The organism is Mesorhizobium sp. M0207 (assembly GCF_040321995.1).
Classification (GTDB): domain Bacteria; phylum Pseudomonadota; class Alphaproteobacteria; order Rhizobiales; family Rhizobiaceae; genus Mesorhizobium.
Map to the genome: position 1 here is coordinate 58,868 of NZ_JAMYSQ010000015.1, position 19,820 is coordinate 78,687.

A 19,820-nucleotide genomic window follows, 5' to 3' on the forward strand; every position below is an offset into this window, starting at 1 on the left:
TGCGTTAGATTTGTTGCATTGCAATATCGTCGCATCGGGTCGAGCCTCTGCGAGGTGGGCATTCCTTGCATGAGGTGATTGTGTCGGCATCATTTCGGCCTGACATCGAAGGGCTGCGCGCGCTGGCGGTGGCGGGTGTCATCGCCTTCCATTTTGGTCTGTCCGGCCTGCCCGGCGGCTTTGCCGGCGTCGACATCTTCTTCGTCATCTCCGGCTATCTGATCACCCGCCACCTGGTTACGGAAATTACCGAGACCGGGCGGCTGAACCTCTGGCGCTTCTACGCCCGGCGCGCCCGGCGCCTGTTGCCGGCGGCACTGTTCGTCATCCTCGCCACGCTGTTCGCGGGTTACTTCATCCTGTCGCCGGAGGAACAGGCGCTTTATTCGAAAGGCGCCATGTTCGCCTCCGCCTACATGATCAACCTTTGGCTGATCCGCTGGTCGTTCGACTATTTCGCCGCCGACGCCACCAACAACCCGTTCATCCACTTCTGGTCGCTCTCGGTCGAGGAACAGTTCTATTTGGCATGGCCGGCGCTGCTTCTTGCCGCCGCCTGGCTGCGTCCCGGCAAGCGCGCCGCTATAATCGTCATCGGCGTCGCCGGCGCGGCCTCCTTCGCCGCCTGCGCCTGGCTGACGGAAGTGTCGCAGCCCCGGGCCTTCTATTTCTCGCCGCTCAGGGCCTGGGAATTCGCCGCCGGCGGCCTCGCGACCATGGCGCCGGCAAAGATCTGGCGCGACCGGCCGCTGCTGGCCACGCTCCAGGCATGCCTCGGTCTGGCGCTGATCGCCTGGGCCTATCTGATGCTGGACGAAGACTCGCCATTTCCCGGGGTGAATGCGCTGGCGCCTGTTGCCGGCACCGTGCTGCTGCTGCTCAGCGGCAGCGGCGGCCGCAATCTGCCGAGCGCCCTGCTGGCGCTGCCGCCCATGCAATGGTTGGGCCGGCTGTCCTATTCGCTTTATCTCTGGCACTGGCCGGTCATCGTCTATGCGGCGATGGTGGTTCCCAGCCTGTCCATCCTGGACCGCCTTGCCTGCGCGGCGCTGACGCTGTTTCTGTCGATGTTCACCTATCATTTCATCGAGAACCCGATCCGCCGCAACGGCTGGCTGATGGCCGGAGCAGCGCGGGCGCTGGTGCCCGCCGTCGCGCTGACCGGCGCCGGCGTGGTCGCGGCCTATGGCAATGCGCGCTTTGCCGAGCACAATCTCAGCCCCGAACAGCACGTCATCGCCGACAGCGCCGCGCAGCTCTCCACTGTGCGCGCGAGCAATGGCGGCTGCGTGCTCGATTTCGAGACCGTCAAGCCAAAACCCTGCATGTTCGGCCGCAAGGATGCCCAGCGCTCGGTCGTGCTGTTCGGCGACTCGCATGCCGACCATTGGTCGACGCCGCTGATCAAGGCGGCCGAGAAGAACAACTTTCGCGTCGTCACCTTTCTCAAATCCTCCTGCCGGGCTTCGCGGGTGACGACCTGGAACTGGCGGCTGAAGCGCGACTACACCGAATGCGACCAATGGCGCGAGCAGTCGGTCAAGGACATCATCGCGCTCCACCCGCAACTGGTGGTGATCTCGGAGTTCTCGATCGGCAATGTGATGAAGGAATCGCCCGAGGAGTTGAAGCACGCCGACTGGCAAGCGCAGTGGCGGACGGGCCTCACCTGGACGCTTCAGGCCTTCAGCCAGGCCGGCATCAAGGTCGCGGTCATCAGGGACGTTCCCTACAATGCAAGCTACGCCGACAAATGCGTGGCGCGGGCGCTGTGGCGGGGCCAGACGCCCGCGACATGCGACACGCCGCGGATCATGGCGGCAAACGACGACATCGCCACCATCGAGCGCGATATCGTGCGCTCGACACCGAACGCTGCTTACATCGACATGACCGACCGCTTTTGCGACCAGACCACCTGCCACGTCTTCATCGACGGCAAGCTAGCCTTCCGCGACCGCCACCACCTGGCGACGCCTTTTGCGGAGACGCTGGAGCCGGCGGTGGAGCGGGCGCTGTTTTCGGATGTGATGGCGGCGGCTGTAAAGTAACGGTTCCGGATCTTGTCGGATCACGACCCAGCCCCTCGGCAAGCAACCATGCGGGGGTCAGCTAAGGATGAGACCCGCCAGGAAAACGGTAAGGAGAAGCGACAGCGGAACTGCAAGAAGGCAGCACAGCTCGAAAGTATTGGCTCGCCAAGAAGTCATTGGGCGCTTTTCCATGTTGGCCTTCTCCCTCAACGGCCAGACCGAAACGGCAGTTCCGCTTAAATGTCAGGGTGCTCGTCCGCACCGCTCTTTATGCTACTGGCGCAACTCGTTCCGCTTCCTGGTCATCCATCGTGCACGCGCCAGATGTGTCGCCCACGCCCGGAAAGCCCTCTCCGGCTCCCGCTCCGGATCAAGATGCAGGACGATGCGGGCGACCTCGCGCCAGTCCGTTCCTTCCGCCGAAGCGTCGAGCAGCCGGATATAAGTAAGCATGCGATCTTCGTCATAACCGGTCAGCACCGAAGACGTCGGCGCTGCGTTCGCGATATGAAGGTTTGGCGGCTTTAGCATTGCGATCTACCAGCACCGGCGCATCGTAGCAGCCTATGAAGAAGCCCGCGCCCTTTGATCGGAGGATGCGGATCGCGATTCGCCCCGACAGTCGACAAATGCGGACCTCGGGTGGCGGTTCCCCGCCCAGCTGGGCGCACGCCTCACCACGTCGTGATCGGGTCGAGGCAATCTATATATTTTAGTGGAACCTAATTTAGTCAACGCAATTATGCGTGCGTGAGAAAGCGTGAAATCCAGACCGTCACTGAAAGCCGGCTATCGCGGGATCAGTTGGCCGATGATCCAGTGATTGCAGTCGATTTGACGGAACGGATATTGCAGGCGGCCGACAACGACAGGATTGTCTGCCTCGTCGTGGCAACGGAGGAGCTGGAAACCGACCGCATCGAGAAAGCAGAGCCTAAGGAGACCAGGATTGCCGCAAGCTTCGTCCGGGACTTTGAGGTAATGCTGCTTGTTCTTTATGCGGCCTACGCCCTCGCTGTGCTGGGTGCGACCGCGTTCGTTTTGCTGGAATTGGGCCATGTTCTGTAGGCAGACGTCGGCAAAAAACGGGACTGACGCGCGATTGCCGCTGTTTGATGAGAGGAGCGGCCACGCTGCGTCGACGATCCGACCCCGGCGCAGCCAGCGGCGTTTTCGCGCCAGCAGGCGCTAAACTTCGGGCTCGTCCGTTCGTTACATCTTGCCAATCTATGGAACGAGGCTGCCCCTCGGGGGTTTTTCTATTAGAGGGACGTTAAAGAAGGAGGTAGCTATGAAGAAGCTCCTGCTTGCCTCGGTGATCGCCATCGCATCGGCGGCTTCCGTGATCGGCCCGGCGAATGCCGGCGGCAGCGTCACAATCGGCATCGGCAACGGCTATGACGACGACGACTATTACTATCGCCACCATCGGTATTCCGATTACGACGATGAGTACGTTCCCCGTTACCGCTATGATGTCTATAACGAGGACTACGCGCCGCGCTACCGGTACCGGTACCACCGGCGCTGCCACACCGAAGTCATCAGGCACTGGCGTCATCACCACCGGATTATCGAAAGAATCCGTGTCTGCCGTCGTTGACGGATCGATCCGGCCGGTAGTGCCGGCCGGATCGGCGGGGCTTCTCACCTCGGCTTGCGCATCAGCATCATGCCGTAATGCACGGCCAATATGTCGAGCCCGATCTTGAGTAGTTTCACCACCACGTCGCGCGGCTCGCCGGCCTGTTCGGCCAGGCTCTTGACCGTTGCGTCGGCACAGCAGACCTTTTGCACGATGCCGGCGATCTCCCAGTGGGCAAGCGCCCTGGTGGCCTCGGCATGGTCGCGGCCGGCGGACAGGATGTGTTCGGCGACGCCGCTGCCGGTGCGGCCGCCGTCGACGCGCTCGGCCCAGGCCATCGGCTTGGCGGTTGCCTCGGACGAGTTGCGGAAATCCTGGCGGTAGCGCATGCCCGCCTCGCGCTGCTGGCGCGACAGCGAGGTGAGGCCGCTCAGCGGGTCCACGTTGCGCACCCGCACGATGCCGCCGGTCGCTGTGTGGCCGTCATTGGAGACCTCATAGAGGCGCGCTCCCTCCTGCGTCCCCTTCGCCAGCCGCTTGCGGCCGAACCGGTCGTCCTTCAGTGCGAAATCATGGCCGATCTCCTTGCGGATGCGCACCTGCTCGGCCTCGCCTTTCGGCAATCTCGGTGGCCTGGCTTTGGCCTTTTGGGCGGTTTTGGTGCTCATCGGCTCGGTCTCCTGGGTTTTGGTCGTCGGGCGCTGGCGAACTTCCAGCCTCATTGCAGCGGGCTCAAATCGCTTCGGCCGGCAGCGTGCGCAGGAAGCGCGCAGCGTGATAGGCGCAGTAGCTTTTCGATGGGTTCGTGCGCATTCCGCAGCACAGCATGTCCAAACCTGGCCGGCTGCCGGGGGCGTCGTTTTCCGCATCCTCCTGCGGCGTCGTGTCGAGCGGCGCGCGGCAGCGCTCGAACAGGCAATCGATGAAGCGCATGGCGGCGAAATGCGGCTGGCGGCCGCCGGCGGCGATCGGGCGCGGCGCCGGCATTTCGAGCGGTGCGCCATCGGTCCCGGTGATCCGAGCCGGACCCGGCTGCCAGGCCGGCGGCGCCAGCCTGGCCGACAGCCTTGCCGGGCGGCAGCGTGGCTCGGCCTTCGGAGCCGACTCCGCTTGATCAGCAGTGCTTGATGGCTCAGGCGCCGAATTTCCGAGCCGGCCGCCAGAGCGTCCGCCACACCAGCCCTTGGATCTGGCAAGGCCGATGGTGCGCAAACGGGCGGTGCGGTGGACGATGCCGATGATGGCTGCACGCGAGGCCGGGCGGCCGCGCAGCGCGGTCAACCGGGTGGCGATCTTCGCGGCCGACAGTCCGCTCGTCAGCCAGTTCTCGATTTGTTCCAGTTCCGAGGCGGAATAGCGGGCGGCCATGATGTTTCATTCCCTGCAAAAATGGCTGTGTGCGGCGCCGGCTTTGCCGGCCTCAGGCTCGAAAGCCGGTCAGCCTTCGCGTGGTCTGCTGCGATCGAGCTTCATCTCGGCCGCCCTGCCTTGTTGCGCCGGACACTGCCTTGCCCGTCCGCTTGTCGAAGGCGGATGACCGTGCCGTCTTCGGTGCGGATGCAGGAAACCGCGGCTTCCGCATTGCCGGCCGGCAGGCAATTCGTGGCCGGAGCCGTGAGGGGAACGGCTCCGGCCGTTCCGGCCGCTTGCGCTGCCGGATCCGAGGCGCGAGCCTCGGGCATCGTCCCGGCCGGGGAGGAGGACAGCCCCGACGAAGGGGAAAGGTTTGGCACATGCATGGCCTTGGCGATCGGTTGCGCTACCGCCTTCAGGCGAGCGCTGCCGGCGCGCTGAACGGCGGATTCAAGGACCGAAAGCTGGCGAAGCGACTTGTGCATGCCTACATAAGAGCATAACTCAAATCATAATGCAAGCGATTCTTGCATAGACTAAACCGAATCTTATGCCTCAGATGGAGCCATGGCGAAAACTGCACTGTCGATCAAGGTCGGAGCGGCGATCCGCCGGGCGCGCAAGCAGCGCGGCCTGGTGATGCGTCACATTGCCGAGCACAACGACACCGACGTCGCTGCCGTCGGCAATTGGGAGACCGGGCGCAACCTGCCCAAGACCGAGAACCTTTTGAAGACCGCCGCTTTCCTGCGCGTCGACCCGGTGGCGCTCGGCAAGGGCGAGGTCGTTTTCCTCGAAGATGCCGGACCGGTCGCCGATGCCGAGATCGTCACCGATCCCGGCCCCCTGCCCGCCGGGCCGATGGACATCCAGCTTCTCGGTACCGCCGTCGGCGGCGACGATGGCGACTTCACCTTCAACGGCCAGCCGGCCGGCTATGTCCAGCGGCCGCCGGGGATCCGGCATCTGCGCAATGTGTTTGCGCTGCACGTGCTGAGCGATTCGATGGTGCCGCGCTACGAGCCCGGCGAGATGATCTATTGCGGCGGCCGCGAAGCGTTGCCCGGCGACCATGTGGTGATCGAGACCCTGCCCGAGGAGAACGAGCAAAACGGCAAAGCCTTCATCAAGAAGCTGGTCAAGCGCACCGCCGCCGAGCTGATCGTCGAACAGTACAACCCGCCCAAGACGCTGTCCTTCAACCGCTACGCCATCAAGAACGTCTTCCGCGTCATCCCGCTCAAGGAACTGCTGGGGTATTGAGGCGGGAGCTTTCCCTTCTCCCCTTGTGGGAGAAGGTGGATCGGCGCACAGCGCCGAGCCGGATGAGGGGTGCTGGAAGGAACGCGGCGGAGGAAATGTAGAAGCGTTTTTTAAGCATTTACGCCATCAAGGTAGCGATCCGTCCAACACCCCTCATCCGACCGAGCTTCGCTCGGCCACCTTCTCCCACAAGGGGAGAAGGAAGAACACCGTCCCCGTCCCCCTCAAGCCCGCCTCGACTGCAGCTCTCGACCATTGAGCAGGCGCGCCTCGGCGCGGGTCCGCTGCCGGTCGTCGATGAAGGCGGCCTGGATCGAGACGGCGGCGCCCGGCAGGCCGTCGGCCCGGCAGGCCTTGCAGATCAGGCGCCCCGAAAGTGCGGCCAGCGGTGTCTCCGGCATCACCCCATGCCGCTTGAGCTCGGCCGGCTTCCACCACCTGTTGCGGCCGCAGTCGATGCATTCGACGGCAATCGAGACAACATCGGCGATCGTCGCTTCCTTGCCTGCCAATGCCATGGTCATCCCCATCATTGTTCCTGCTTTGTTCGCAACATTATCGGATTTTGGAGCGGAGTCGAGTCGGTTCCGCTTACATCAACGTGAAAGTTTCACTTGTTCAATTATTTGAGTTATGCTTATACGTGGTGCGGACTGGAATCGGCGCGAGCAACAGAACCGCGGCCGGCCGGCAGCAAGGGAATGACGATGGACCCAGCCCAGTTCGCCCATGCTTGCGGCTATAGCGGCGACAGCCCGGCCATGCTTGCCGCTTTCGCGGCCATCCGCCAGGACGGCATCCGCAAGGCACGCCAGGGTCATCGCCAGCGCAAGGCGGCGATTGACCGGATCAAGCCGAGCCGCGCTCTGTTCCTGGCGGCGATCCGCCCGGCGCAGTCAGCCGAGGAGGCACTCGAGGATGTCGCCCGCTTCCTGTCGATGTTCCGCAACATGCCGCACTGGCGACAGGAAAGGCGCGCCGCCGACCTCACCCGCGCCAGGCAGCAGCGCCTCTTCGCCCGCTTCTTCCGCCGCTACGGCCACCGCCTCTGGGCGCTCGAGGCCACCTGAAGGCGCGCGGGCCTCCCTTGCAAGTCAAAACGGATATTGCGATCGCCGACACCGCGCCGTATGTCTCCGCGCGATGAGCGAGATCAAGTTCCGTCGCGCGCAGGCGCCCGACCTGCCGGCGATCGTTGCAATGCTTGCCGACGATGTGCTCGGCGCAGACCGGGAAGACCCGTCCACGCCGCTTGCGCCATCCTATCTCGATGCCTTCAGCGCAATCGATACCGATCCCAACCAGTTGCTGGCCGTCGCGGTCAACGCCGGGCAAGTGGTTGGAACGCTGCAACTCAGCTTCCTTCCAGGCATTTCGAGAAAAGGCGCCTGGCGCGGCCAGATCGAAGGCGTTCGCGTCGCCCGGCAATGGCGCTCGCGCGGCGTCGGCAAGCTGATGATCGAATGGGCGATTGAAACATGCCGTTCGCGCAATTGCAGCTTCGTCCAGCTCACCACGGACAAAGGTCGACGGGAGGCGCACGCTTTTTACGAGCGCCTCGGCTTCACCGCCAGTCATCTCGGCTACAAGATGGCGCTGTAGATCAGCATTTCATCGCATTCAGCGCCGACCGCTCATCTTCGCTACCCACTCTGGATGGAGCATTGACAAGCCGGCCTTTCGCCCTGCTCCATCCGCCCATGATTTACGACCGAACCTGGCTTGAGAAAACCTTTCGCGCAAAGCCCCGGCAGAAGTTCCTGTTCTTCTGGGGCCATCAGCCGTCTAAGGACGGCCGAATAAGCACGTCGTGCTTCAGCCAGTGGTGGCATGCGCCTTTTACCGTCGATGGCTTGAGCTATCCGACTGCCGAACACTGGATGATGGCCGAGAAGGCACGACTGTTCGGTGATGCTCCGACTGCAACACAAATCCTCAGGGCGGCGAGCCCCAAGCAGGCAAAGCAGCTTGGCCGCCAGGTGAGCGGCTTCGATGGCACCAAATGGGATGCAGACAAATATCGCATCGTCACTGAAGGGAGCTTTCAGAAGTTCCGTCAGAACGTGGCGCTGCGCGAATATCTGTTGTCGACGCATGACCGGGTGCTTGTCGAGGCGAGCCCTGTCGACCGGGTGTGGGGTATCGGCCTTGCGGCGGATGACGAGAGGGCGGTGAACCCGCTGCTGTGGCGCGGCGAGAACCTGTTGGGATTCGCGCTGATGCAGGCCCGCGATCGGCTGCGCGGCTGAACATTTGCCGCGCGCTCGTCATCTGCGGCGGCCTCCGCGCTGCTTGACAATCCACCCAAAATGTTCTCTTTATGTTCTCATCACAACTCGAGACAATGCGGCGTTCGAACCGCCGCGGGCGAACGGGCCGGATGGAAGCCAACATCCTCCACGCGGATCTGGATGCCTTCTATGCCTCGGTCGAACAGTTGCTCGACCCGGCCTTGCGCGGCAAGCCGATTGCCGTCGGCGGCGGGGTAGTGCTTGCCGCATCCTATGAAGCCAAGGCGTTCGGCGTGCGCGGCGGTATGCCGGGACGGCGGGCGCGGGAACTCTGCCCGCAACTCGTCTTCGTCGGCGGCCATTTCAAGGACTATCAGCGGCTGGGCGATGCGGCAATCAAGGTGCTCGGCGATTTCACGCCGGTGGTCGAGCGGATTTCGATCGACGAGGCCTTTGCCGACGTCGCCGGCTGCACCCATTTGTTCGGCTCGCCGGCCGAGATCGCCGGCAAGATCCGCCGCCGCGTGCGGGCCGAGCTCGGCCTGCCGATCTCGGTCGGCGTAGCCCGCACCAAGCATCTGGCCAAGATCGCCTCACAGGTCGCAAAACCGGACGGGCTGGTGGTGGTCGATCCGCGCCACGAGCTGGAGTTCCTGCACCACCTGCCGGTCGAGCTGATGTGGGGCGTCGGCCCGGTCACCAGGCAGCGGCTGGCCGGCATCGGCGTCAACACCATCGGCGAGCTGGCGAAGACCAACGGTGGGGCGCTGGAGCGCCTGCTCGGGCCGGCGGCCGGAGAAAAACTCAACGCGCTGGCATGGAACCGCGATCCGCGCAAGCTCGAGACGCAGCGCCGGGCGCGCTCGGCGGGTGCGCAGTCTGCGCTCGGCCGAAAACCGGCCGAGGAGCAGGTCTTCGTGCCCGCTTTGCTGCATCTGGCCGACAGGGTCGCCACAAGATTGCGGGCGAAATCCCGGCCCGGCCGCACGGTGACGGTTCGCGTCCGCTTTGCCGATTTGCGCTCGGTGACGCGCTCGATCACGCTCGACCAGCCGATATCGGCAACCGCCATGCTGGCCGAGATCGCCGAGGCGCTGGTGCGCAAGGTGCTCATCGACCATCCGCACGAAAAGACAATCTCGCTGCTGGCGATCGCCGTCTCGCATCTGGAGCAGCATGCCGGCCTGCAACTGGAACTGCCGCTCGGGCTCGACGACGACCGCCGCCGCCCCGGCACCAGCAAGGGCGCGGCGCGCTGGACCGCGGACCGCGCCGTCGACAAGATCCGCGACTGCTTCGGCTGGGAGGCGGTGGGCTACGCCTCGGTCGCGCTCGGGCTACAGCGGTCGGTTCCCGATGCGTTTCGGGAGCTGGCCGAGAAGGAACTGTGAGCCTCGATTACACTTTGGTTGCCAAGTCGCCGGAATGACGTTGAAGGCTGCGCCGTTGTGAATTTATCTTGGGACCAGTTCGTCGTGCACCGGTTTGGGTATCAGCCAGACAGGGTAGCACCCGCTCGCAAATCCTTCCGCCCTCACTTCGAACGACAGGAGATCGGCATGGGACAGAACGCCGGATATTTCGCACTCATCGTTGCCGGATTGGTGATCAATGCAACGACGCTGGCCAAGCCGCTCAACCCGGACCGGGCGATTCCATCCCTGGGCGATATCAACTCGCCGCTGGCCAGCCCGCTGTTCAAGCAGGTCAAGGCCGGGCCGCTGGAGATAAAGCTTGAGGAAACCACGCTTGCCGATGTCGAAAAAGCCTTCGGCGGAGCGATGCACGATGAAGGCGACGCCGGAGATTCACGCCACTGGCTTTGCTATGCCGGCCCCGACGCCGGCGGATCGCCGTCGATCTTCTGGTTCGTCTCCGGCGAGATGGGCGGCTCCGACCACGGTGTCCTGTCCGTCGCCCTGCAGCCGAACCCGGAAGGCAAGGTGCCGGAAGGATGCGCCGGCGCGCCTGCCAGCCTGACAGCTATTGAACTCGATACGCCCGGCGTCGGAGCGCCGCTGAGCGACGTGGCCGCGAAATTTGGCGCCGCCAAGCCCGATCGTTACGGCCATTTCGGCTTCGCCGCCTCTTATCCTGCTTCGTCTCCCGACCAGAAGGACGCCACGGTCACGCAGACGCTCACCTACACAGCCGGGAACGGCAGGATAACCGGCGTGGCGGTGACGCAAGTCACCACCAATTAGGGTGTCCCCGCTCGGTCGCGAATGGTTCACGTGTGATTGATTCTGCCGCGCCCGAGCCGGGCGGCCTGCTTGCTGGCCACCTCGGTTCTGATGTGCCGCCCGGGCCCACCTCCTCCTGCAAATGCGACATTCGAGGCGGCCCTGGTCGTCAGACCAAAAGCGTTGCGCCGCCCCAAGCGACCAGGGCGGTGCCGGCCGCACGGCCAACCCATGGGCCGGCAGGAAACACCGGTTCGACGAGAAACCTGCGAAAGTCCGGAAATGACCCAGAAGCGGGCGTTCGTCAGCGATCCGAGCAGCAACGATTTTGGCGGGACCGGAAATCGGTATGGAATGCTGCAATCATCATCATGTCCCGTCCAAGTTGTGGACAGTTCCTTCTCAAAGGCGCACTCTTAGCGTGCGAAACGCGAGCTGGCGTTTCGTGCAACGCTTCACATGCTTGACTTGCGTCGGTGATTATCTGACCTACCCGGATACTTCCGGGTGGGCAGACCTCACATTGTGTCGCCTATCCGTGATCAGGCTACGGCCTAAGGCACGTTGCAGCCCGTTCCGGATCAACTGGGAGGTAAACAACATGCCTGATTTTCAGCGCAGAGAACTTCTTGTTCAAGGAAGCGCGGCTCTTGCCGCAATTGCTGCTCTCTATACCTCGCGCCGGGCTTACGCTTTTCCAACACGGCCGAACGAGGAAGTTATTCGATGGCTGGATCAGCCGACCGAAAATCCCAATCCGGCGGGTATCCAGAAGCAGCTTGTCTGGGAGGATTTGGATAGCTGGATAACGCCAAACGACAAGTTCTTCAGCATCTCGCATTTCAACCGACCAACGATCGACGAGAAGACATGGTCGATGGAGATCGGAGGCCTGGTCAAGAAGCCCCTCGAGTTAACGCTCGCCGACATCAGGGCGCGACCGCGGCAGGAGGTCGTTTTCACGGTGGAATGCTCGGGCAACCACGGGTTTCCCTTTTTCACCGGCGGCATCGGCAATGCTCGCTGGGCAGGGACGCCGCTCGCCCCGATCCTTGAGGAAGCCGGCGTTCTGGAGAAGGGCATCGAGGTCGTCTTTTTCGGTACCGACACAGGCGAGATCCCGATACGCGACGTCAAGATGCAGCAGAACTTCGCTCGCAGCATGTCGCTCGCCGACGCGATGAACCCCGACAATCTCCTCTGCTATGAAATGAACGGGGCCGCCTTGCCGGCGCCCAATGGCTTCCCGGTACGGCTCATTGCGCCAGGCTGGTACGGGATCGCCAACGTCAAGTGGCTAAAGCGCATCGAGGTTCGCGATACGCGGTTCATGAGCCTTCTGATGGCCCGTGACTATGTCACCATCCGGGAGGAGGACCACAACGGCGAGACCGTATGGGCCGAGACGTCAGTCGGGCGAGCGCTGATAAAGTCCGCGCCTGCGAAGGTTACCCGGAAAGATTCAGATTACCGCATCGTTGGGGCAGCCTGGGGGGCGCCGATCGACCGGGTCGAAGTGCAAATCGATCAAGGGCCTTGGACACCAGCGACCATTGACCACAGTGAGGAGGCCGAACACGCTTGGAAAATCTGGTCCCTGGCTTGGGCAAATCCCTCTCCTGGAGAACACACGGTGACCTCGCGCGCGGTCAGCACCACAGGGCAAATTCAACCGGCGATGGACGATCCCTTGATAGCCAAGAAACACACATACTGGGAAAGCAATGGCCAGGTGACGCGCCGCGTGCGTATCGGCTAGAGGATTCTGCCGCCAAATGGAGTCATGTGGCGTCCGAATAAATGCGGTAAACTGGCAGTTAGAGCGAGTTACCGGTTCCAAGAGAACCGGAACCGCTCCAAGAACGTGCTGCCATGTGGCAATTGCGTTTGGGTCAAACAGCAGGAGGCTGCCTGATCGCCATTTCGCACCATTTCCAGCGCTCTCCTCACCCCTCCACGGCCCTGATCTCCGCGTCGACCAGGCACCAGGGCGCATAGCGGAAGTCGCGGATCTGGATGACCTGATCGTTCCGCCACTCGACCAGCATGAAGCCGCGCACCGCGCCGTCGGCCGCTTGCGGGTGGCGGATCAGGATCGCCGGCCTGCCGTCGACGAAGCCGAGCGACAATGTCCAGTCGCTGATACGGGCATAATTGCCGAAATAGGTCGACACCTCGGCCTTGCCGCGCAGGCGGACGCGGTTGACGACGTCGAGCCGCACGTCCTCGGCGATCAGTGCCCTGACCGCGTCGAAGTCGCGCGCGTTGAATAGGTCGACATAGCGCCGCAGCCGGCGCTCGTCATCGGCGTCGAGACTCGGCGCAAGCGCCTGTTCGGGCTGCAGCGCCAGCAACTTGAGCTGCGCCCGCCCGCGATGCAGCGCGGCCTTGGTGGCGGCGAGCGTCGCGCCGGTCACCTCGCAGGTCTCATGCAGGCTGAGCCCGAGCACGTCGACCAGGATCACGGCGCTGCGCTGCGGCACCGAAAGCTGCATGAAGGAGCGCAGGCCGGTCTGGGCGGCGAGCCGGCTGTCGGCGCTGCCGGAGGGATCCTCGATGACACTCATGTCGGCCTCGGTCATGCGCGACCTTTCCCGATTGCGCCGCCGCAGATGATCCTGCGCGGCATTGTGGGCGATGCGAAACAGCCATTGCTCGGGACGTTCGACGATCGCACCGCCGTCGATCGCCTGCAGCGCCTTGATCAGCACCTCCTGGACGATGTCCTCGCCATCGATCACCGAGCCGGCCATGCGCGCGCAGTAGCGATGCAGCCTTGGCCGCAACCCGGCGAGCATCACCTCCAAAGTCGCCCTGTTCATTTTCGGCGTAGCTTCCCATTTCTGCGCGAGCGGCATGGCGGGCGCTACCCGGCTTTCTGATCCGCCAGCATACGATAGTTGCCGATGACTTTGACAGGCGATCGCATTGCCGGGGTCGAACGGCGCTGGGCGTGGTTTTCCGTAAACGCCTCGAAGGCGGCAAGCCCGGTCAGCGCCGACGAATCGCCGTCCTGGCCGACGATGTGGACGAACGAGCCGTCGTCCAGCTCGAGCACAAGATAACGCACCGTCGGCGGTGCCGCCTCGCCCAGCGCTTCAAATACTTTTTCGACCAGCACGCGATTATCTGCCAGGTCGGCTTGGTTCACACCGTATCGAATGAGCGCGTAGTCCATCGTCGTCTCCTGACTGGTTGGTATGAACGAAGGACGACCGGCTGCGCTGAAAAGATTCTCCTTGCCGAAGAATCTTTTCGGTTGCCCGCATCGTCTTTCCCGCGTGGGCGGCTGCGCGGCAGCCATCAAGCAGGAGAGACGATCATGCATATCCAGTTTGCCGAGCTTCCGGTGTTCGAGCAGGACCGCGCCAAGGCGTTCTACACCAGGCATCTCGCCTGCCAGGTCATGGCCGACCAGAAGATGGGTGATGGCGGCTGGCGCTGGATCGAGCTGGCATTTCCGCATGCCGTGACGAACCTGCATTTTGTCAGGCGCGCCGACGACGCTCCCGGAGCGGAGCCTGTATTGGTGCTGGTCGACGAAAATGTCGGGGCAATAATCGCGGCCATGAAAGCGGGCGGCGTCGAGATCATCACCGAAGCGCATGAAGCGCCGTGGCAGCCGGGCCGCACGGTGGCGGAGTTTCGCGACAGCGAAGGCAACCGCATGGTCCTCGCCAGCCGCTAAGCCACCGGAGCCCTCTGTCCGGCGGGGCGTCGTACCTAAGTCCTACCTCCGGCCGGACCATCGGCCGTGCTTCCTACCTATTATTATTTCGTGACCGCTGCGCGCCGGAACCTTCCCTTGCATCGGGCGTTCGGGCGCTGTATCGCGATGCCTCATATTTAGGCAGGCGGAGGAAATACGAATAAGGGCGGGTGGCAAAACAAACATGGGCCGGGGAGGAGCATCTTACCATGTCGAACCGTAAAATCGGAATGTCTCACAGTTTGGGGCTGCGCGTCGCTGACCTCAAATCCAGAATGCAAAGTGCCCAGATTACCGAGCATGAGATCAAGACGTTTCAAAAGGTTGCCGCCATTATGGGCGGCGCCAAAGGCTCACTGCGCCTCGATGCGGACGATCTGATCGCCGCGTCTTTCCTTGTCGATCCCTTGGAAGATCTCCCGCTCTCCAGTTGAAGGCGCCGAACGCAGGGCCAAATCCTATCGGGTTTGAACCTGCGATTGCCGCCGGCGGAGCATCCGCCAAGCCCAAGCCGCATGCGAGGATGACGTTGGCCAGCGCAAGGCCTGAAAGCGCGGCCAACGTCCCGTGCGGGCCGAAGCGCTCCAGCAGCAATGCTCCGGCCGAGGGTGCCGCCGCCTGGGCCATCAGGCTCGGCATGGCGAGGCGGCCCATCAGTCTCGCGTAGCCGTTAGAGCCGAACAGCGCGAGCGGCAACGTCCCCCGCGCGATGGATTCCAGGCCGATCCCTGCGCCGTAGAAGCCCAGCGCCAGCGGGATGATTGGCATGCCGGCCCAGAGCGTCGAAACGCCGATCGCCACAAACGTAACCGAGGCAAACTTGGTGAAAATCGGATGGTGGTAGCGCGCGATCATCATCTCGATCGCGCGCGCCGCCACCTGTGATGGACCAACCAGCACGCCGAGCCCTACGGCTACGGCAAGCGCCATGCCGCTGCCTTGCAGGATTGTGAGCAGATGCACCGATAGTGTCGACGAGATCACCGCTGCGAGTGTCAGGGTCGCGGCCAGAACGATCATGATCGACGGATCGGCTTGGTTGTCGAGAATGGGTGCCGCCTTCTTCACTCCCGGTTTGACTGCCGGTTGCGGCGGCTCCCGGGGCAGGATCACGAGATAGAGCGGCAGCGCAATTGCCAGCTGAAAGGCGGCGTAAACCAGGCAGGTGCCGCGCCAGCCGACCTCCCCCAGCAGCAAGGCTGAGATCGGCCAGCAGATGGTGCTGGCAAGGCCGCCGAACAGCGTCAGCATAGTGATGGCGGAGCGCGCGCCGTGGCCGTAGTGGCGGCCAAGCGTTGCGAAAGCGGCATCGTAAAGCCCCGCCCCCATGCCCAGACCGACGATCAGCCAGGCCGCGATATAGGCCGCAAGATTAGGGGCAAGAGCCAGCCCGATCTGGCCGAGCCCGATGCATCCGGCGCTGAACGCCAGGACATTGCGGCCGCCATGCCGCTCGATCGACGACCCGACGCGCGGAGAGATCAATCCGGCCACAAGCAAGCCGAGAGACAGGCCGCCGACAACCCATGCCAGCGGCCAGCCGGTATCGGAGGAGACTGCCGGTGCGATAACCGCGGGAAGATAGTAGGAAGAACCCCACGCCATGATCTGCGTCAGGCCAAGCGCGGTGATGATCGCGCCGCGGCTGCGCAGGATGGCCGGCGAAGGCGGCGAAAAACTCATGCCGCGACGCTGCAGCCACAGCCGCCTTTGCCGACCGCCTTCGCCTTGGCGTCGGCGACACAGCACGCATCCACCACTGCCGGCGCCGGACCGCCGCAGCAACCCTTGTCGGCAATGCCGATCCGCGGCACGGTGCAGACGCCGGTCTCGGGCAGCACAAGCTGGACATTGTCGGCCGCCACCATGTCTCCTGCGATCGCCGCCGCGACCGAGCGGACCTGCTCATAGCCGGTCAGCAGCAGGAAGGTCGGCGCGCGGCCATAGCTCTTGATGCCGACTGTGTAGAACCCTTGCTCTGGATGGCTGAGCTCACGGTGGCCGTGCGGCGGCACGTTGCCGCAGGAGTGCTCGTTGGGATCTATCAACGGTCCCAGTGCCTTGACGCTTTCCAGCCATGGATCGAGCTCGAGCCGAAGCTCACGGGTCAGCGACAGATCCGGGCGTTGTCCGGTCGCGGCGATGATGCGGTCGACCGGGCCAAGCGCCTGCAAACCGTCCCCGGTCTGGCCTTCGACGACCAGCCGGCCGTTGGCATCGCGGATCGAAACAGCCGCAAAGCCCTTCACCAGCCTGACGCCGCCGCTCTCGGCGAGTTCGCGCACTTCGGCGCCGAGTTCGCCGCGCGCCGGCAATTGGTCGGCATCGCCGCCGCCATAGATGCGCACCAGGTCGGTGCCGCGCGTTGTCCAGATGAAAGCGGTGCCGGCCTCCACATTTGCCAGGCTGGCGAGATCCAGCACCGCATTGGCGGCCGAATGGCCGGAGCCGGCGACCAGCGTCGTCTTCCCCGCATAAAGGCTGCGGTCGCGGCCGAGAATATCGGGGATGCCGTAGGCGATGCGGTCGGCAAATTCGGCCTCGCGTTCTGCAGGAATTCCGCCGGCGCCGAGCGGGTTCGGCATCTGCCAGGTTCCCGAAGCATCGATGACGGCACGTGCGCTGTCGCGTCTTGTACCATCGGCAGTCTCGACCGCCAGCATGAACGGCCGGTTCTCGCGTCCCTTGCTCAGCACCTTGTCGGCGCCCCAGCGCGAAATGCCGACGACCCGGGCGCCGGTTTCGATCGACGGCGACAATTGCGGAAGCTTTGCAAGCGGCTCGAGATAATCCGCGACGAGGTCGTCCGCGGTTGGGAATGCCTCGGGCTCAGGCATCCGCCAGCCATGCGCCTCGAGCAGGTTTCTGGCCGCCTGATCGACGCAATAGCGCCAGGGCGTGAACACACGGACATGGCCCCAATCCCTGAGATTGGATGCAACCGCATTGCCGGCTTCGTAGACTTTGACAGGAATGCCCCGCGCGATCAGGTGGACCGCTGCCGCCAGACCGACCGGCCCGGCGCCGATCACCGCGACGGGGAGTTTTTCGATCATCTCCATGTCTTCCATCCTTCCGGTAATTTCGAATTATAGTGGCAAAAAAATCATGCCGCCGTCTTGGCCGTCGCTTCCGCCGATGCCGGCGCAAAGGTGGCGTCGGCGCAGCATTCGTCCGCGAGGTATCCGATGAGCCCGTGCATGGCGGGATAGTTGGCCCGGCAGATCAGCGTGGTCGCCTGGCGCTCCTGTGTCACCAGGCCGGTGTCGACCAGCCGCTTGAGGTGATGCGACAGCGTCGAGGCAGCGATGCCCAATCTGTCCTGGATACGCCCGACCGGCAGCCCCTCATCGCCCGCCCGCACCAGCGTCCGATAGAGCTGCAACCGCGTCGGGCTGCCGAGGGCTTCAAGTTGCGAGGCTGCTTTTTCGAGTTTCATGGAAATAAGCTATTTCCAGAATCGCTGCACGTCAAGAGAATTTCGACAAAGATCGAAATAAGACGATATCTAGCCGACGCGCTTGCCGCTGGCGTCGATGACCATCTCGCCGTCCTCCTTGGTGAACGGGCCGATATCCGGATTGGGCAGGATATCGAGCACCGCTTCGGATGGTCGGGCGAGCATGGTGCCGAGCGGCGTCACCACGATCGGCCGGTTGATCAGGATCGAATGCGCCAGCATGAAATCGATGATCTCGTCATCGCTCCACTTCGGATCGCCCAGGCCGAGTTCGGCATAGGGCGTGCCCTTTTCGCGCAGCAATTGGCGCGGCGTCATGCCCATCGCTGCGATCAGCTCGACGAGCTTTTCGCGCGACGGCGGATTTTTCAGATATTCGATCACCTCCGGCTCCTCGCCGGACTGCCTGATGATGGCCAGCGCGTTTCGCGAAGTGCCGCAATTGGGGTTGTGGTAGATGGTGATGGTCATTGCGCAGCTTTCATCTGTCCGGCTGGTTTCGGTTGGGCGAGCAGCCACCCTGCCAATGTCATGGCGAGCAATCGCTTTAGACCTAAATTTGAATCAGCCCCTTACTTCACGGGTTTGCGCCGCCCCATGCCTGCTTGCTGGCGTCGTTGTAGACGGAGCGAGGGACGCTGACAATTTCGCAAAGCGCCAACGTTGCAAGCATAGCGCCAGCGTTGCGGCCGGGTCTATCTCCCCGTTTATGGCAGGGCTATCGCAGATGGAAAGCGGAGGCTTTCGCTCTACGCTTTCGCTCTACGAAGGACCCCCACCCCTAACCCCTCCCCACAAGGGGGAGGGAGACCTCCGTCGGCGCCGACCTCGGCAAATTGCCTGCTTTTCGGCGCCAAGGGGAAGTAAAGGCACGCGGCAGCGTTCCCTCCCCCTTGTGGGGAGGGGTTAAGGGTGGGGGTCCCTTCTTCGTAAGAATCCACATGCGATTTGCCCTGCCCCTGCGGGAGATGCCAAGTGGGGCGAAGGAATACGAGTTTGCAATCGTTCTGAGCAGCGACCTCGGACGAGCAGGAATTCGGATTTTCTATCGCCACGGCGTATTTTGTTCTTGCTTTGTGCCGGCAGCTATGCTACTAATTTGGGTATGGTGCTAATTGGCTCCCAACGACCCGCCTCCGAGGCGGGTTTTTCGTTTCAGGCGTTGCAGCGTTCGGTAGGTGGGTCCGTCAAGTCCATATTCGATTGCCCTTCCGTTTACAGGGAGAAACGCCCGGCAGGGCGATGAGGGGCGGCGCCGACTTCGACAACTGGCCGTCTCCAACACCAACCTGGCGCAATCGCCCGTCCAAAGCGATTGCCCGCGCCGGCGACGGCCCACCCGGCTGATCAGCCAGGCACCGTGGCGGCAACGGCATCAGCGCGGCCAAGACCGGCAACCGCTTTCCTGACCCGCTGCAGATGTGCCTGGCGTCCGGCGGCCGAGACGCTGTCCATCCGGTAGAGCGCCAGGAATTTGGTCCGGCACAGCGGATGGCAGACGGAGCGGAAGCCGCGCAGCAGGGTCCGCCGGCCGGGCTGTCCCATGATCCACGACATCAGCGGCGTGGCGCCACATGTGGTCATTGCCATCACCCGGCGTATGTGCCGCAATTTGGGCCGCGGGCCGCGTCGTGCCGTCGGCATCTCGAAAGCGAAGCCCGGCACCAGCACACGCTCCAGCCAGCCTTTCAGCATCGCCGGCAGGCCATACCACCAGGTCGGATAGATGAAGACGACCGCCTCCGCCCAGAGCAGCTCCTGCGCATGTTCGTGCACCGGTTGCAGGTTCGCCGCCTTGTCGTGGTAACCGCGCCATTCCTGCGTGCGCATGACCGGATCGAAGCCGGTCGCATAGAGGTCGAGCAGGTGGACCTGGTGACCGCTTTCGGCAAGCGTCTCCAGCACCGTGTCGCGCACCGCGCCGCTGAAGCTGTCGGCGCAGGGATGGCAATGGACGACGAGGACCTTCATCTGGCGTTCAGACCTGTCGGTCGCGAGAGGAT

Annotated in this window: 23 protein-coding genes; 12 read left to right on the plus strand and 11 right to left on the minus strand. The window is 63.5% G+C overall.

From position 1 onward, the window contains the following. Positions 1–80: 80 nt before the first annotated feature. Positions 81–2,051 (plus strand): acyltransferase family protein, encoded by a 1,971-nt coding sequence (locus NKJ15_RS20030; protein WP_352817002.1) that lies wholly within the window; start codon positions 81–83, stop codon positions 2,049–2,051. A 255-nt stretch (positions 2,052–2,306) separates the two neighbouring features. On the opposite strand, the gene NKJ15_RS20035 is transcribed toward NKJ15_RS20030, so the two are convergent. After that, the gene (locus tag NKJ15_RS20035; protein ID WP_352472134.1) at positions 2,307–2,564 is read right to left on the minus strand and encodes a hypothetical protein; all 258 of its coding nucleotides are present in this window, start codon (positions 2,562–2,564) and stop codon (positions 2,307–2,309) included. A 273-nt stretch (positions 2,565–2,837) separates the two neighbouring features. Here NKJ15_RS20035 and NKJ15_RS20040 point away from each other — a divergent pair, with 273 nt between their 5' ends. Continuing rightward, positions 2,838–3,101, plus strand: coding sequence for a hypothetical protein (locus NKJ15_RS20040; protein ID WP_352617077.1), 264 nt, complete (start codon positions 2,838–2,840; stop codon positions 3,099–3,101). A 223-nt stretch (positions 3,102–3,324) separates the two neighbouring features. Beyond that, the gene (locus NKJ15_RS20045) at positions 3,325–3,636 is read left to right on the plus strand and encodes a hypothetical protein (protein WP_352467934.1); all 312 of its coding nucleotides are present in this window, start codon (positions 3,325–3,327) and stop codon (positions 3,634–3,636) included. 44 nt (positions 3,637–3,680) lie between these two features. Here the strand turns inward: NKJ15_RS20045 and NKJ15_RS20050 are convergent, their stop codons facing one another. Together NKJ15_RS20050 and NKJ15_RS20055 are read right to left on the minus strand one after the other, a co-directional pair. After that, positions 3,681–4,286, minus strand: a complete 606-nt coding sequence (locus NKJ15_RS20050) for a DUF6456 domain-containing protein (RefSeq protein WP_352457317.1) — start codon at positions 4,284–4,286, stop codon at positions 3,681–3,683. A 64-nt stretch (positions 4,287–4,350) separates the two neighbouring features. Continuing rightward, positions 4,351–4,986, minus strand: coding sequence for a high mobility group family protein (locus NKJ15_RS20055; RefSeq protein WP_352685142.1), 636 nt, complete (start codon positions 4,984–4,986; stop codon positions 4,351–4,353). A 552-nt stretch (positions 4,987–5,538) separates the two neighbouring features. On the opposite strand from NKJ15_RS20055, the gene NKJ15_RS20060 reads away from it, so the two are divergent. After that, positions 5,539–6,234: an XRE family transcriptional regulator gene (locus NKJ15_RS20060; RefSeq protein ID WP_352457320.1), complete on the plus strand. Its 696-nt coding sequence runs from the start codon at positions 5,539–5,541 to the stop codon at positions 6,232–6,234. Between the two features lie 224 nt (positions 6,235–6,458). Here the strand turns inward: NKJ15_RS20060 and NKJ15_RS20065 are convergent, their stop codons facing one another. Then, positions 6,459–6,758: a hypothetical protein gene (locus tag NKJ15_RS20065; RefSeq protein WP_352541175.1), complete on the minus strand. Its 300-nt coding sequence runs from the start codon at positions 6,756–6,758 to the stop codon at positions 6,459–6,461. 177 nt (positions 6,759–6,935) lie between these two features. On the opposite strand from NKJ15_RS20065, the gene NKJ15_RS20070 reads away from it, so the two are divergent. From NKJ15_RS20070 to NKJ15_RS20095, 6 genes are all read left to right on the plus strand, one after another. After that, positions 6,936–7,304, plus strand: coding sequence for a hypothetical protein (locus NKJ15_RS20070; protein ID WP_352817005.1), 369 nt, complete (start codon positions 6,936–6,938; stop codon positions 7,302–7,304). A 73-nt stretch (positions 7,305–7,377) separates the two neighbouring features. Beyond that, a complete protein-coding gene (locus NKJ15_RS20075) occupies positions 7,378–7,836 on the plus strand; it encodes a GNAT family N-acetyltransferase (protein ID WP_352817008.1) in 459 nt (152 codons plus the stop codon). Positions 7,837–7,934: 98 nt separating this feature from the next. Next, on the plus strand, positions 7,935–8,483 hold the full coding sequence (gene ybiA / locus NKJ15_RS20080) for a riboflavin biosynthesis intermediates N-glycosidase (protein WP_352817010.1): 549 nt from the start codon (positions 7,935–7,937) through the stop codon (positions 8,481–8,483). 131 nt (positions 8,484–8,614) lie between these two features. Next, entirely contained in the window at positions 8,615–9,856 is a 1,242-nt protein-coding gene (gene dinB / locus NKJ15_RS20085) for a DNA polymerase IV (RefSeq protein ID WP_352817013.1), read from the plus strand. A gap of 168 nt (positions 9,857–10,024) precedes the next feature. Further along, entirely contained in the window at positions 10,025–10,669 is a 645-nt protein-coding gene (locus NKJ15_RS20090) for a hypothetical protein (RefSeq protein ID WP_352817016.1), read from the plus strand. 580 nt (positions 10,670–11,249) lie between these two features. After that, positions 11,250–12,407 carry a sulfite oxidase gene (locus NKJ15_RS20095; RefSeq protein WP_352817019.1) on the plus strand — a complete coding sequence of 386 codons (1,158 nt, stop codon included), beginning with the start codon at positions 11,250–11,252 and terminating at the stop codon, positions 12,405–12,407. 187 nt (positions 12,408–12,594) lie between these two features. Here the strand turns inward: NKJ15_RS20095 and NKJ15_RS20100 are convergent, their stop codons facing one another. Together NKJ15_RS20100 and NKJ15_RS20105 are read right to left on the minus strand one after the other, a co-directional pair. After that, entirely contained in the window at positions 12,595–13,470 is an 876-nt protein-coding gene (locus NKJ15_RS20100) for a sigma-70 family RNA polymerase sigma factor (RefSeq protein ID WP_352817021.1), read from the minus strand. A 44-nt stretch (positions 13,471–13,514) separates the two neighbouring features. Further along, positions 13,515–13,826, minus strand: a complete 312-nt coding sequence (locus NKJ15_RS20105) for a hypothetical protein (RefSeq protein ID WP_352817023.1) — start codon at positions 13,824–13,826, stop codon at positions 13,515–13,517. A 144-nt stretch (positions 13,827–13,970) separates the two neighbouring features. On the opposite strand from NKJ15_RS20105, the gene NKJ15_RS20110 reads away from it, so the two are divergent. Both NKJ15_RS20110 and NKJ15_RS20115 read left to right on the plus strand, forming a co-directional pair. Next, positions 13,971–14,336: a VOC family protein gene (locus NKJ15_RS20110; protein WP_352817025.1), complete on the plus strand. Its 366-nt coding sequence runs from the start codon at positions 13,971–13,973 to the stop codon at positions 14,334–14,336. Positions 14,337–14,566: 230 nt separating this feature from the next. Continuing rightward, positions 14,567–14,791: a hypothetical protein gene (locus NKJ15_RS20115; RefSeq protein WP_031213090.1), complete on the plus strand. Its 225-nt coding sequence runs from the start codon at positions 14,567–14,569 to the stop codon at positions 14,789–14,791. Here the strand turns inward: NKJ15_RS20115 and NKJ15_RS20120 are convergent. From NKJ15_RS20120 to NKJ15_RS20140, 5 genes are all read right to left on the minus strand, one after another. Next, positions 14,691–16,040, minus strand: a complete 1,350-nt coding sequence (locus NKJ15_RS20120; RefSeq protein ID WP_352817027.1) for an MFS transporter — start codon at positions 16,038–16,040, stop codon at positions 14,691–14,693. The two genes, NKJ15_RS20115 and NKJ15_RS20120, sit on opposite strands and share 101 nt — an antisense overlap. Next, positions 16,037–17,413: an NAD(P)-binding domain-containing protein gene (locus tag NKJ15_RS20125; RefSeq protein ID WP_502906931.1), complete on the minus strand. Its 1,377-nt coding sequence runs from the start codon at positions 17,411–17,413 to the stop codon at positions 16,037–16,039. The genes NKJ15_RS20120 and NKJ15_RS20125 overlap by 4 nt, the downstream gene beginning before the upstream one ends. Before the next feature lie 50 nt (positions 17,414–17,463). Next, positions 17,464–17,796, minus strand: coding sequence for an ArsR/SmtB family transcription factor (locus tag NKJ15_RS20130; RefSeq protein ID WP_352817031.1), 333 nt, complete (start codon positions 17,794–17,796; stop codon positions 17,464–17,466). Between the two features lie 69 nt (positions 17,797–17,865). Continuing rightward, positions 17,866–18,288, minus strand: a complete 423-nt coding sequence (gene arsC, locus NKJ15_RS20135) for an arsenate reductase (glutaredoxin) (RefSeq protein WP_352817033.1) — start codon at positions 18,286–18,288, stop codon at positions 17,866–17,868. An 876-nt stretch (positions 18,289–19,164) separates the two neighbouring features. Continuing rightward, positions 19,165–19,788 (minus strand): NAD(P)H-dependent oxidoreductase, encoded by a 624-nt coding sequence (locus NKJ15_RS20140; RefSeq protein WP_352614374.1) that lies wholly within the window; start codon positions 19,786–19,788, stop codon positions 19,165–19,167. Positions 19,789–19,820 lie beyond the last annotated feature (32 nt).